Consider the following 12,546-nt stretch of genomic DNA (forward strand, 5'->3'; position numbering starts at 1 on the left):
TCACGGGCTCTACCGGCGCGGGCTCCGCGCGACACCGGGCCTGGCCGAGGCCGGGGTCGTCGCCCGGCCGGCCGGCACGGCATAGCGCCGCGACGCCAGCGCCGCCACCAGGCTGATGGCGCCCGCCGCGGCGAGCCAGAGCGCCGGGGCGGCGCGGCTCCCGGTCACCTGGATGAGGTAGGTGGACACGAGCGGCGTCACGCCTCCGAAGATGGCGGTGGCGAGGCTGTAGGCGAGCGAGAAGCCCGCGGTGCGGATCTGCGGCGGAATGATCTCGGTGAGGTGCGGGATCATGGCGCCGTTGTAGAGGCCGAAGAAGGCCGAGAACATCAGCTCCACCGCCAGGAGCTTGCCGAAGCTCGGCGCGGACGCCAGCCAAGCCAAGGCGGGATAGGCCGTGACGATGGCGAGGATCGGTACCAGAACCAGCAGCGGGATGCGGCCGAAGCGGTCGGACAGCGACCCGCCGACCGGCAGCCACACGAGGTTGGAGAGGCCGATGCACACCGTGACGCCCAGCACGCTGGTCGGGTCGAGGTGCAGGGCCTGGCTGCCGAAGGTCGGCGTGTAGATGGTGGTGAAGTAGAACAGCGTCGTCGTGGTGGCGACGAGGCCCAGCCCGGCCACGACCAGCGCCCATTGGGCCCGAAGCAGCAGCAGCAGCTCGCCCGTACGCTTGGCCTTCTCCATGCGCCGGAACTCCTCCGTCTCCTCCAGCGAGCGGCGCAGCCACAGGATGATGGGGATGATGGCGCAGCCGATCAGCAGCGGCACGCGCCAGCCCCAGGCCGCCATGTCGGCCGGGGACAGGATGACCGAGAGCAGCGCGCCGAGCAGCGCCGCGAAGACCACGGCGACCTGCTGGCTGCCGCTCTGCCAGGATGTGTAGAAGCCGCGGCGGCCCGGCGTGGCGATCTCGGCGAGATAGACCGAGACGCCGCCGAGCTCGGCCCCGGCGGAGAAGCCCTGCAGCAAGCGGCCCAGCACGATGATGATCGGCGCGGCGACGCCGATCGTCGCATAGCCCGGCGTCAAAGCCAGCGTCAGGGTGCCCAAGGCCATCAGCGCCAGCGTGACGATGAGGCCCTGGCGGCGGCCGTGCCGGTCGATGTAGGCGCCGAGCACGATAGCGCCGAGCGGCCGCATGAGGAAGCTGATGGCGAAGGCCCCGAGCGACGCCATCAGGGAGGCGAACTCGTTCTCGGTCGGGAAGAACGTCCGGCCGATATAGGCGGCATAGATGCCGTAGACGAAGAAGTCGTATTGTTCGAGGAAGTTGCCGGTGGCCACGCGGAACACGCTTCCGATCCTGCGGTTCCGGTCCTCGCGTGTCAGGCTCATCGACTCGATCCTCCCTCGTGGGCCCGCCGCGGGGCCAAGCCTCTTACCACCTCCGGGCGCGAATGGGCGCCCCGTTTGCGCCGCCGGGGCGCCCGTCCCCACCTCCGGCCCGTTGCCGTCCCGGGCATCCGCCATCTTGTCGGTCGTCAGGCGGCGGATTCACGGCTAAGAGGGTGTCCGCCGTCGACCCGGGGGGATAAGACCGTCATGTTCCGATCGCTGATGACGTCGCGACGCTTCGCACCTTTGTTCTGGTGTCAGTTCTTCTCGGCCTTCAACGACAACGTCCTCAAGAACGCCCTGGTGTTCCTGATCCTGTTCAAGGCCGACAAGGCCTCGGCGCCCATGCTGGTGACGGTGGCGTCGGCGCTGTTCGTGGCGCCGCCCCTCATCCTGTCGGGCCTCGGCGGCCAATGGGCCGACCGCTACGACAAGGCCAAGGTCGCGCAGCGGCTGAAGCTCGCCGAGATCGCGGCGGCGCTGTTCTCGGTGCTGGGCTTCGTGTTGGTGTCGCTGCCGCTGCTCTTCACCGCCCTGGTGCTGTTTTCCACCGTCGCGGCCCTGTTCAGCCCGGTGAAATACGGCATGCTGCCCGACCAGCTGCGCCAGGAGGAGCTGCCCACCGGCAACGCGCTCGTCGAGGGCGGCACCTTCATCGCCATCCTGCTCGGCACGATCGCGGGCGGCTGGGCGGCGGCGGACGGCCACGCCGTGGCCTACGGCATCGCGGTCTCGGCCTTCGCGGTGCTGTGCTGGGGGACGAGCCTGCTGATCCCCGCCACCGGCGAGGGCGACCACGACCTCGCCGTCGACCCCAACGTCTTCCGCTCCACGGGGCAGTTGGTCCGCCACCTCCATGCCGACCGGCGCCTGTGGTCCTGCGGCCTCTTCGTGAGCTGGTTCTGGCTCACCGGCGCGGTGGCGCTGACGCTGCTGCCGATCCTCGTCAAGGCCGACCTGCACGGCAGCGAGGGCGCCATGACGGCGGCGCTGGCCATCTTCTCCATCGGCATCGCGGTGGGGTCGGGCATCGCCTCCTGGCTGTCGGCGGGGCGCGTGGTCCTGCTGCCGACCGCCCTCGCCTCCGTGCTGCTCGGCCTCTTCTCGCTCGACCTCGCCTGGGGCTCGGGCCATTTCCTCAGCGCCGCGACGCTCGGCGCGCTCGACCTCGTGGCGCGGCGGGACGGGCTCCACGCCGCCATCGACCTCTTCGGCATCGCGGTCTCGGGCGGCCTGTTCATCGTGCCGGTCTTCACCGCCGTGCAGGTTTGGAGCACCACCGAGGACCGGGCGCGCAACATCGGAGCCGTCAACATCCTGTCGGCCGGCTTCATGGTGGCGGGCGCCATCGCCACCGCCGCCCTGCAGGCCAGCGGCCTCACGACGCCGGAACTCTTCGCCCTGCTCGGCGTCGCCAACCTGCTGGCGGCCTGGTGGATCTTCCACACGTTGCCGACCAGCGCCTTCCGCGACCTGCTGTCGGTCATCCTGCGCTGCTTCTACCGGCTCGACGTCACGGGCCTCGACCACGTCGCCAAGGCCGGCCCGAACCCCATCGTGGCGCTGAACCACGTCAGCCTGCTCGACGCCGGCCTCGCCCTGTCGCTGCTCGACCGGGACCCGGTCTTCGCCATCGACGCCACGATCGCGACGCGCTGGTGGGTGAAGCCCTTCCTGCGGCTCACCAACGCCCTGCCCATCGACCCCTCGAAGCCCATGGCGACGCGGGCGCTCATCAATGCCGTGCGGTCGGGCGAAACGCTGGTGATCTTTCCCGAGGGGCGCATCACCCGCACCGGCAGCCTGATGAAGGTCTACGACGGCGCCGGCCTCATCGCCGACAGGACCGGCGTGCCCGTCGTGCCGGTGTGGATCGAGGGGCTGGAGCGCACGCCCTTCTCCTACCTGACGGAATGGCAGACGCGGCCCCGCATGCTGCCCAAGGTCACCGCGAAGGTGCTGGAGCCGCGCCGCGTCCACGTGCCCGACGGGCTCTTCGGCAAGAAACGGCGCCAGGCCGCCGGCGCCGCCCTCTACGACGTGATGTCGGACGCGGCCTTCCGCACGTCGCGCGTCGACCGCACGATCGTGGAGGCCACGATCGCGGCCGGCGACGAGCACGGCTGGAAGCGCGTCGCCCTCGAAGATCCCGTGGCGGGCCCGCTGACCTACAAGCGCGTGGCCATCGGCCTGCGGGTGCTGGGCGCCAAGCTCATGCCGCTGGCGCCGGTCGGCCAGGCGGTCGGCGTCATGCTGCCGACCGCGGCCGGCACGGCCATCACGGTGCTGGCGCTGCAATCGGCCGGTCGCGTGCCCGCCATGATCAACTTCACGTCGGGGATCGCCAACGTCATGGCGGCCTGCCGGGCGGCGGGCGTCGACACGGTGCTGACGTCGCGGGCCTTCATCGCCAAGGCCAAGCTCGACAAGCTCGCCGCCGCCATGGCGGAGGGCGTCAAGCTCGTCTACCTCGAGGACGTGCGCGCCACCGTGACGGCGGCCGACAAGCTGCGCGGCCTGCTGGGCTATCGCGAGCCGCTGGTCCGGCGCGGGCCGGACGACCCCGCCGCCATCCTGTTCACGTCGGGCAGCGAGGGGGCGCCGAAGGGCGTGGTGGTGAGCCACCGCAACCTCCTCGCCAACGTCGCTCAGGTGGCGGCGCGCATCGACTTCGGCCGCGCCGACAAGATCTTCCAGGTGCTGCCGATGTTCCACGCCTTCGGGCTGATGGCCGGGCTGGTGCTGCCGCTGGTGTCGGGCGTGCCGGTCTACCTGTACCCGTCGCCGCTGCACTACAGGATCGTGCCGGAGCTGGTCTATTCCATCAACGCGACCGCGATCTTCGGCACCGACACCTTCCTGGCCGGCTACGCGCGCTCGTCCAACGCCTACGACTTCCGCTCGCTGCGGCTCGTGGTGGCGGGGGCCGAGGCCGTGAAGGAGGCGACGCGCAAGGTATACCTGGAGAAGTTCGGGCTGCGCATCCTCGAAGGCTACGGCATCACCGAGACCGGGCCGGTGCTGGCCGTCAACACGCCGATGTTCAACCGCTTCGGCACGGTGGGCCGCTTCCTGCCCGACATCGAGCACCGCCTCGCGCCCGTCGAGGGCGTCGAGGACGGCGGCCGGTTGAGCGTGCGCGGCCCCAACGTCATGCTGGGCTACGTGCGGGGCGGCGACCTCGGCGCGCTCGAGCCGCCGCCCGGCGGCTGGCACGACACGGGCGACATCGTGGCGATCGACGCCGAAGGCTTCGTGTCGATCAAGGGCCGCGCCAAGCGCTTCGCCAAGATCGCCGGCGAGATGGTGTCGCTGGCGGCGCTGGAAGCCGTGGCGGCCGACCTGTGGCCCGACAGCGGCACCGCCATGACGACCCTGCCCGACCCCCGCAAGGGCGAGCGCATCGTCCTGGTGACGGAGAAGAAGGACGCGACGCGCCAGGCCTTCGCCGCCTATGCCCGCGACCGCGGCGTGGCCGACGTCGCCATGCCGTCCGACGTGGTGGTGGTCGAGGCCCTGCCGCTGCTCGGCTCCGGCAAGCTCGACCACCCGGCCGTGGGGCGCATGGTGCGGGAGCGCGCCGAAGCCAAGCAGCCGGAGCCCGCCGTGGGGTGACGGGCCTGCGCCAGCATGGCCCCGGAAGCCTCGCCATCGCCTACGAGGTCCGGGCCATGACCAGGCGTACGTCGTTGCGCGGGACCGTGCGACCGGTGGAGGGAGCGGCAGACGGCCAGCGTAGGGACGTCGGCTCAGCTCGGACGAAGCGCTGAAACATCGGCGCCAACCCCATCCCTTTCGCAGGCGTTCATCTCCGCTACCGTAGCTGCATGCAGCCGGTCACGAACTTCTCTCCCGAGAAGGCGATCGGCACAGGGAAACGACACATGAAGATCAAGGCCCTCATCGTTGGCTGCGTCCTCGCCGCCACCCTCGGCGCGGCTGCCGTCCCCGCCCAGGCCGACGCGGTCGACCGTCGTCTCCACCACATGCAGATGCGCCACGACATGCATCGCATGATGCGTCACGAGAGAATGCGTCATGAAATGCATCGCATGATGCGGCACGAGCGCATGCGGCACCGCATGCATCACATGATGCGCAACGGCATGTGATCGCAGGCCGACCGCCTGAGCCAATCGGACCGGTGCCTCCGGGCGCCGGTCCTCTTTATTCCGGGTTTGTCGCACTCCAAGCCTGCGACGCTGTCGCTGCCTGGCTCACTGAGCGCATCGGGGCGACCTCCGCTCCCAGCGAAGAGCAGGCGGGTGCTCAAGGGCGGGACCGGGCCGGGAGCCTTGTGGCGGCTCGGATGAAACGAGATCGCGCGGACGCCCCCACGGGCGACACGGGCAGGACCTCGCGCGAGATCGTTAACATTCGACGAAAACCGAACATTACAAATCGCATGGCTGCCTTGCAGTGAGCGGGCGCTCATGCGAAGTGAAGCTCCAGACAAAAAAAGACCGCCCTGGAGGCGGCCTCGAGTCTAGGGAGGAAACGCCCAAGAAGGGCATGCGCCCGAAGGCGCGAGATCGAATCTACGCTGCACTGCGAAATCCGCAAGCCCCTTCACGGGGCTATTTTCGTCGGTGCCGCCATCGGGGCGGGCCGGCTCCGCGACCCCCGACAGCCAGGCTTCACCCCAGCCGCGGCGCCTTCTCGCCCGCCCGCACGGGGACGCGCAGCCGGTTCGCGGGCGGCGACAGCGGGCACACCCAGGCCGGCGAGTAGGAGCAGGACGGGTTGTAGCTGAAATTGAAGTCGAGCACCGCCCGGCCTTCAGCGTCCGGACCCAAGTCCGAACCAAGATCGGCGCCCTTGATCGTGTCGAGGAGGTAACGGCCGCCGCCGTAGGTTTCGTCGCCCGCGGTGGCGTCGGCGAAAGGCAGGAACACGCCGCCGCCGTAGCCCGCCACCCAGAACAGGGTGAGTTCGGCGCCGAACGCTTCGGCGAGCCCCCGCGTCCGCCCGAACGGTTTCAACGACAGTGCGCCGTCCCGTCCCGCTTCGGCGGAGACGGGCTCGGCCTCCAGCGGGTCGATGGCGACGGCGAAGCGCAGGGCCGGGTCGTAATCGAAGAACGGCAGCCCCGCGAAGCCGCGACGGGCTTCGGGCTGCAGCGGAGACTGGGAATGGTGGCGGAACAGCCCGTCGCGCGCCTCCCGCCACAGCGCCCAGGCCCGGCGCGGGTCGGGTTCGGCCCGCACGGCGCCGTAGAGGTCGGACACGCGCCGCCGCCAGTCCCACAGCGCCGGGTAGCCGCCCGCCGCATCCCAATCCGCCATCGCCGTCCCCTTCGCGCCGCGCCGACGCGGTCAGATGTGATAGGTGTAGTGCTCGACGACGGCCGCGGCGCGACCGCGCATCTCGGCGATCGAGGTTCCGTCGAGCAGCTTGGCCGACAGGTCGCGCACCTCGGTCATCAACAGCCGCACCGAGCAGCTTTCCACGTCGCCGCAATCGTCGCAGGGCCGGTAGCGCGTGCGGCTGGCGCAGCCGATCGGCGCCAGCGGCCCGTCGAGCGCCCGGATGGCGGCGCCCGCCATGATCTCGGACGGCGGGCGCGACAGGCGGTAGCCGCCGTTCTTGCCCTTGCGTGCCACGACGAGGCCAGCATTGCGCAGGTCGCCCAGGATGGCGTCGAGGAACTTCTTCGGGATGGCTTCGGCGGTGGCGATCTCCATCGACTGCGCCGTCGCGTCCGGCGGCAGGCCGGCGAGATGCACCAGGGCCTTGAGGCCGTATTTGCCCTTGTTGGTCAGCATCACGATCCGCGGGTCGCGGCGCGACCGCGCCGACGACGGTCCGGCGGATCGCCGCGCCGGCGATTGTCGCCTTGATATAGCGATGCGATGCCGCGCGCGGAAGCGCCTGCTCCACGCGAGAGCATCATCGGCCTCGGCGAGGCGATGTCGGAGACCGGCGACCCTCTTCTAACGCGGGCCCGCCGCCGAGGGTGCCGGGGCCGGACGCCAAAGGTGGCGCATCACGCCGGCCCAGAAGCCATCGCGCTCCGGCGCGTCGTCGTCCGGAAACGCGGTCTGCGGGGCGGCGCCATCGGTGGCGTTTTCGGGATGTTGCGCCCCGAGCAGCGTGCCCTCGGGCCAGAAGAAGGTGGCAGCCAGCATGTCGACCGTCATGACATCCTCCATCGCGGGAGCCAGCCAGGGGCTGGCGGCAAAGTTCAGCATGAACCGTGCCACGATGGCCGTCGAGTCGGCCGAGCCCGCGCTCCGCCGTGGCGGGAGCCAACGGCGGCACGCCGCCGGCCCCGACGCCGCGCAGGGCCGGCCGGAGTGATCACCTCAGTGGGCGTCGGCGCCCGCGCCGGCCCGGCCGGGCCGGCTCATCAGCGGCGTCACCGCCACCAGGGCCAGGAACAGCAGCGTCAGGGCGAGGAACACGTCGCCGAGCGACATCACCAGCGCCTGGCCGCGCACGATCTGGGCGAGCTTCTTGGTGGCTGCCGCGGCGGCGCCCGACCCGTAGGCCGCATAGGCCTGGGTCAGCGCCGCCAGCGTCGCCTCGGCCTGCTCGTGTCCCCAGGCGACGCTCTCGTGCAGGCGCTGCAGGTGCAGGTCCCAGCGGTCGTTGATCAGCGTGTTGATGCAGGCGAGGCCCACCGCGCCGCCGAGGTTGCGAGTGAGGTTGTAGAGGCCGGAGGCGTTCTTGAGCCGGGCCGGCGGCAGCGTGCCGAGCGCCACGTTGTTGATCGGCACCATGGCGGTCATCAGCGAGAAGCCGCGCAGCATCTGGGGCACCAGCAGTTCCCAGAAGTCCCAGTCCTTCGTGATGCCGGAGGCCAGCCAGGTGCCGAGCGCGAAGCCGGCGAAACCGAGCGCGATCAGCAGCCGCGGGTCGACCTTGCCCATGAGCCGGCCCACGACCGGGGCGGCGACGAACATGCACAGGCCGGACACGAACATGGTTTCGCCGATCTGCAGCGAATCGTATCCCCGCACCCGCGACAGGTAGATCGGGTACACGTAGGTCAGGCCGTAGAGGCCGATCCCCATCACGAAGGAGAAGACCGAACCGAAGGCGAAGTTGCGGTTCTGGAAGGCGCTGAGGTCGACGATCGGCTGGCGCGCCGTGAAGGCCCGCCAGAAGAACAGGGCGGCGCCCAGCACCGAGACCACGAAGCAGACCAGCACGAGCTCTTCGGAGAACCAGTCCTTCTGCGGCCCCTCCTCCAGCACGTATTCCATGCCGCCGAGGAACCCCGCCATGCCGAGCAGGCCCCACCAGTCGAAGCGCTCCAGCAGCGACAGGTCGGGCTCGTCGAAGTCGATCAGGAACCAGGCCATCAGCGACACGACGATGCCGGGCCCGACGTTGACGAGGAACAGCCAGTGCCAGGAGAAGAGGTCGGTGAGGTAGCCGCCGACCGTCGGGCCGATGGTGGGGGCCAGCGTCGCCACGAGGCCGATGAGCGGGCCCACGATGGGCTGCTTCTCGCGCGGGAAGATCGTGTAGGAGGCGGCGAAGACCGTCGGGATCATGGCGCCGCCGACGAAGCCCTGCAGGGCGCGGTAGACGATCATCTGGCCGATCGTCGTCGCCGTCGAGCACATGAAGCTCATGGCGGTGAAGCCCGCGCAGCTGGCGAAGAACAGGTAGCGGGTCGAGAAGGCGCGCGACAGGATCCCGCTCAGCGGGATCATGATGACCTCGGCGATGAGGTAGCTGGTCTGCACCCAGGCGACCTCGTCGGACGAGGCCGACAGGCCGGCCTGGATCTCCGACAGCGACGCCGACACGATCTGGATGTCGAGGATCGCCATGAACATGCCGAAGACCATGGCCACGAAGGTGACGAGGCGGCGCGTGTCGGTGGCGGCCGGGGCGGAGGGCGCCGCCGCGGAGGTTGGGGCGGCCATGGCGCGGCGCCCGTCAGCGCGCGGCGGTGTGCCGGGGCGGCGATGCCTCGGCGGCGACGAGCCCGAGCGAGGCGGCGGCGTCCCGCACCGTGCGGGTGACGCGGTCGACGAGGGGCGCCACCGCCCCGGCGATGGTCGGGGCCGGCTCGCCCGGATCGCGCGTCTGCACGGCGACCTCGACCGACAGGCCGGGCCGCAGGATGCCCTCGCGGGCCACCTCGGCCGGCACGGCGATGCGGACGGGCAGGCGCTGGACGATCTTGGTGAAGTTGCCGGTGGCGTTCTCGGGCGGCAGCATGGAGAATTCCGCCCCCGACGCCGGCGCGATGCTTTCCACCGTGCCCATCACCTCCCGCTCGCCGTAGGCGTCGGGCTTGATGACGACGCGCTGGCCGGGCTTCAGCCGCGCCACCTGGGTCTCCTTGAAGTTGGCCTCGACATAGGCGCTGTCGAGCGGGACGAGCGACAGCAGGCGGCCGCCGGTCTGCACGTATTGCCCGGGCTGCACCGACTTGTTGCCCACCACGCCGTCGAACGGCGCCCGGACCGTGGTGAAGCCGAGGTCGCGGTCGGCGCGGGCGAGCGTCGTGACGAGTTCGGCGCGGACCTTCTCGGCCTCCACGCGCTGCGCCTTCAGCACGTCGATGGCGGCTTCCGCCGACGTGACGGCGGCCTGGGCATTGGCGACGGCGGCGTCGGCCCGGTCGCGGTCGGCGCGCGCCTGGTCGAGGCGCTGCTGCGTACCGTAGGACGAATGCATCAGGCTTTCGGCGCGGGCGAACTCGGCGGCGAGGCGCGTCGCGTCGGCCCTGGCGGACTGCAGCATGGCCCCCGCCTGGTCGACCGCGGCGGCGCCGGCCGCCACCTGCCGGCCGATGCGGGCGACGGTGGCGTCCTGCGTGTCGATGCGCGCCTGGGCGGCGTCCACGGCGTTGCGATAGTCGCCGTCGTCGATGCGGGCCAGGACCTGCCCCTTGGTGACCACGGTGTTGTCCACCACCGGCACGAGCGTGACATAGCCCGCCACCTTGGCGGCGATGGTCGACATGTCGGCCTTCACGTAGGCGTCGTCGGTCGACACCAGGAAGCGGCCCTCGACGAAGTAGCGATAGCCCTCGTAGCCGCCGCCGCCGAGGCCGGCGACCAGGAGAAGCGGCAGCACCACGCGCTTCTTCCGGCGCCGCGGCGCCGCGATCCCGGCGGCCGGCGGCAGGATCTCGCCGGTGCGGGGCTGCGACGGCGCCGTGGCGGCCCGCAGCGCGACCGTGCCCTCGCCCGTTCCGGTCCCGGTCGCGGCGGTCGTCGTCGTCTGCGTATCGGCCATCGTCGTCCCCATCGCGCGGCCCGGAGTCGGCGCGGCCCCCAGCATGACCGACGGATATGACTGAACCGTTCGGTCAGCGGTTGACTAACGCGAAGCCGACCCCCAATCAAGTCCTGACCGAACGGTTCGGTCGCCGTCCCCAGCCTCGTCCGGCCCGGCGCCTTGCGCGGGAGGCGGCCTTGCGGGACCATGGTCGGGCGCCCCGTCCCCGCGGCCGCCGACCCGAGGAGCAGCGCTTGACTTCATCGCTTTCGTCGCATGCCGCCCTGGAGCCCGACGATGCCGCGGCGCCGGCGCGGCAGGACAGCGCCAAGCGCCGGCAGATCATCGACGGCGCCCGCCGCGTCTTTCTGGCGCTGGGCTTCGACGGCGCCAGCATGAACGAGGTGTCGCGCGCGGCCGGCGTGTCGAAGGGCACGCTCTACGTCTACTTCGCCAGTAAGGAGGAATTGTTCGCCGCGCTGCTGCGGGACGAGAAGCAGGCCCAGGCCGAACAGCTCTGCCACTTCGACGACGACGGCCCCGACGTCGACGCGGCCCTCCAGGCCATCGGCTCGCGCTTCATCGACCTCGTGCTGCGGCCGGATTCGCTCGCCCACCTCAGGACCGTGATGGCGGTGGCGCCGAAGTTCCCCGAGATCGGCCGCGCCTATTACGAGGCCGGGCCCCAGACGGGACGCCGGCGGCTGGCCCGCTACCTGGACCGGCAGGTGGCGGCGGGCCGTCTCGCCATCCCCGACACGGTGCTGGCCGCCCAGCAGTTCTTCGACACCTGCAAGGGCGACATCTTCCTCAAGGTCCTGCTCGGCGTCGGGCCGCTGCCGACCGCCGCGGAGCGGGCCGGCCATGTCCGCCGCGCCGTCGACCTGATGCTGCGGGCCTACGCGCCGGCGCGCTGAAGGCGCCGGCGACCTCGATACGATGCGCCGGCGCGCTGAAGGCGCCGGCGCCCGGAAACCCCGTCAGGCGGCGTTCGAGATGGGCGCCGACGCCGCCATGGCGTCGCGCACCTCGGCGACGATCTCGAAGGAGCGCCGCCGCGCCGCATGATCGTGGATCATGGCGGTGACCAGGATCTCGTCGGGCCGGTGCTCGGCCACGAAGGCCTCGAGCCCCCGCCGCACCGTCTCGCGCGAGCCGACGATGGCTTCGGACAGGGCGCTCTGCAGCACCATCTGCTCGCGGGCGCCCCAGCGGTGGTGGCGGTCCGGCAGGGGCGCCGGCAGCTTGCCGGGCGTGCCGAGGCGCAGGTTGATGAACTGCTGCTCGACGGAGGTGAAGAGGTGGCGCGCTTCGGCGTCGGTGTCGGCCGCCGTGACGTTCAGGCAGAACATCATGTGGGGCTTGGGCCAGCGCTCCGACGGCTGGAACTGCTGCCGGTAGACCGCCGCCGATTCGCGCATCTGCGCCGGGGCGAAATGCGACGCGAAGGCGTGGGGCACGCCGAGCGCGGCCGCGAGTTGGCCGCCGTAGGTGCTGGAGCCCAGGATGTACAGCGGCACGTCGAGCCCCGCGCCCGGCACCGCCTGGATGCGCTGGCCGGGCTCGGACGGCGCGAAGTAATGCTGCAGCTCCAGGACGTCGCGCGGGAAGTCGTCGGCATCGGCGAGGCCGCGCCGCAGCGCCCGGGCGGTGAGGCCGTCCGAGCCCGGCGCCCGGCCGAGGCCGAGGTCGATGCGGCCCGGATAGAGCGCCGCCAGCGTGCCGAACTGTTCGGCGATCACCAGGGGCGAATGGTTGGGCAGCATCACGCCGCCCGAACCGACCCGGATGGTGCGGGTGCCTTCGGCGACGAAGCCCGCCACCACGGCCGTCGCCGCCGAGGCGATGCCGGTCATGTTGTGGTGTTCGGCGAGCCAGTAGCGCCGGTAGCCGAGGCTTTCGGCGAGCCCGGCGAGGTCGCGCGTGTTGCGCAGGGCCTGGCCGGCATCCGAGCCGTCCGGCACGGGGCAGAGGTCGAGGACGGAGAAGGGTATCATGGCGCATCCCGAAGGTGGCGGC

10 protein-coding genes are annotated in these 12,546 nt (G+C 71.2%); 3 read left to right on the forward strand and 7 right to left on the reverse strand.

Features of this window, described 5'->3' with window-relative positions; translation table 11 throughout:
- Positions 1 to 9: 9 nt before the first annotated feature.
- The gene (gene tcuC / locus D3272_RS00355) at positions 10 to 1,341 is read right to left on the reverse strand and encodes an MFS transporter (protein ID WP_129217089.1); all 1,332 of its coding nucleotides are present in this window, start codon (positions 1,339 to 1,341) and stop codon (positions 10 to 12) included.
- A gap of 207 nt (positions 1,342 to 1,548) precedes the next feature.
- Here tcuC and D3272_RS00360 point away from each other — a divergent pair, with 207 nt between their 5' ends.
- Positions 1,549 to 4,956 carry an acyl-[ACP]--phospholipid O-acyltransferase gene (locus D3272_RS00360; RefSeq protein WP_129217090.1) on the forward strand — a complete coding sequence of 1,136 codons (3,408 nt, stop codon included), beginning with the start codon at positions 1,549 to 1,551 and terminating at the stop codon, positions 4,954 to 4,956.
- Positions 4,957 to 5,225: 269 nt separating this feature from the next.
- Positions 5,226 to 5,453, forward strand: coding sequence for a hypothetical protein (locus D3272_RS00365; protein WP_129217091.1), 228 nt, complete (start codon positions 5,226 to 5,228; stop codon positions 5,451 to 5,453).
- A 525-nt stretch (positions 5,454 to 5,978) separates the two neighbouring features.
- Here D3272_RS00365 and D3272_RS00370 read toward each other — a convergent pair.
- From D3272_RS00370 to D3272_RS00390, 5 genes are all read right to left on the reverse strand, one after another.
- Positions 5,979 to 6,626: a DUF1684 domain-containing protein gene (locus tag D3272_RS00370; RefSeq protein ID WP_129217092.1), complete on the reverse strand. Its 648-nt coding sequence runs from the start codon at positions 6,624 to 6,626 to the stop codon at positions 5,979 to 5,981.
- A 30-nt stretch (positions 6,627 to 6,656) separates the two neighbouring features.
- Positions 6,657 to 7,106: an RrF2 family transcriptional regulator gene (locus D3272_RS00375; protein WP_129217093.1), complete on the reverse strand. Its 450-nt coding sequence runs from the start codon at positions 7,104 to 7,106 to the stop codon at positions 6,657 to 6,659.
- Positions 7,107 to 7,274: 168 nt separating this feature from the next.
- A complete protein-coding gene (locus D3272_RS00380; protein WP_129217094.1) occupies positions 7,275 to 7,481 on the reverse strand; it encodes a hypothetical protein in 207 nt (68 codons plus the stop codon).
- 165 nt (positions 7,482 to 7,646) lie between these two features.
- On the reverse strand, positions 7,647 to 9,221 hold the full coding sequence (locus D3272_RS00385) for a DHA2 family efflux MFS transporter permease subunit (RefSeq protein WP_129217095.1): 1,575 nt from the start codon (positions 9,219 to 9,221) through the stop codon (positions 7,647 to 7,649).
- Positions 9,222 to 9,234: 13 nt separating this feature from the next.
- On the reverse strand, positions 9,235 to 10,545 hold the full coding sequence (locus D3272_RS00390) for an HlyD family secretion protein (protein WP_129217096.1): 1,311 nt from the start codon (positions 10,543 to 10,545) through the stop codon (positions 9,235 to 9,237).
- Positions 10,546 to 10,781: 236 nt separating this feature from the next.
- Between D3272_RS00390 and D3272_RS00395 the strand changes: the two genes are divergently transcribed.
- The gene (locus tag D3272_RS00395; protein WP_245496299.1) at positions 10,782 to 11,444 is read left to right on the forward strand and encodes a TetR/AcrR family transcriptional regulator; all 663 of its coding nucleotides are present in this window, start codon (positions 10,782 to 10,784) and stop codon (positions 11,442 to 11,444) included.
- A gap of 63 nt (positions 11,445 to 11,507) precedes the next feature.
- Here the strand turns inward: D3272_RS00395 and D3272_RS00400 are convergent, their stop codons facing one another.
- Complete coding sequence (locus D3272_RS00400) at positions 11,508 to 12,524, reverse strand: LLM class flavin-dependent oxidoreductase (protein ID WP_129217097.1); 1,017 nt, start codon at positions 12,522 to 12,524, stop codon at positions 11,508 to 11,510.
- Positions 12,525 to 12,546 lie beyond the last annotated feature (22 nt).

The sequence above is a fragment of the Lichenibacterium ramalinae genome, assembly GCF_004137085.1.
In the GTDB taxonomy this organism is placed as follows: domain Bacteria; phylum Pseudomonadota; class Alphaproteobacteria; order Rhizobiales; family Beijerinckiaceae; genus Lichenihabitans; species Lichenihabitans ramalinae.

Excerpts from the sequence above, each read along its gene's own strand:
- D3272_RS00375 (WP_129217093.1), bottom strand. The coding sequence starts at position 7,106 with ATGCTGACCAACAAGGGCAAATACGGCCTCAAGGCCCTGGTGCATCTC.
- D3272_RS00370 (WP_129217092.1), bottom strand. The coding sequence starts at position 6,626 with ATGGCGGATTGGGATGCGGCGGGCGGCTACCCGGCGCTGTGGGACTGG.
- D3272_RS00400 (WP_129217097.1), bottom strand. The coding sequence starts at position 12,524 with ATGATACCCTTCTCCGTCCTCGACCTCTGCCCCGTGCCGGACGGCTCG.
- D3272_RS00360 (WP_129217090.1), top strand. The coding sequence starts at position 1,549 with ATGTTCCGATCGCTGATGACGTCGCGACGCTTCGCACCTTTGTTCTGG.
- tcuC (WP_129217089.1), bottom strand. The coding sequence starts at position 1,341 with ATGAGCCTGACACGCGAGGACCGGAACCGCAGGATCGGAAGCGTGTTC.
- D3272_RS00365 (WP_129217091.1), top strand. The coding sequence starts at position 5,226 with ATGAAGATCAAGGCCCTCATCGTTGGCTGCGTCCTCGCCGCCACCCTC.
- D3272_RS00380 (WP_129217094.1), bottom strand. The coding sequence starts at position 7,481 with ATGACGGTCGACATGCTGGCTGCCACCTTCTTCTGGCCCGAGGGCACG.
- D3272_RS00390 (WP_129217096.1), bottom strand. The coding sequence starts at position 10,545 with ATGGCCGATACGCAGACGACGACGACCGCCGCGACCGGGACCGGAACG.
- D3272_RS00385 (WP_129217095.1), bottom strand. The coding sequence starts at position 9,221 with ATGGCCGCCCCAACCTCCGCGGCGGCGCCCTCCGCCCCGGCCGCCACC.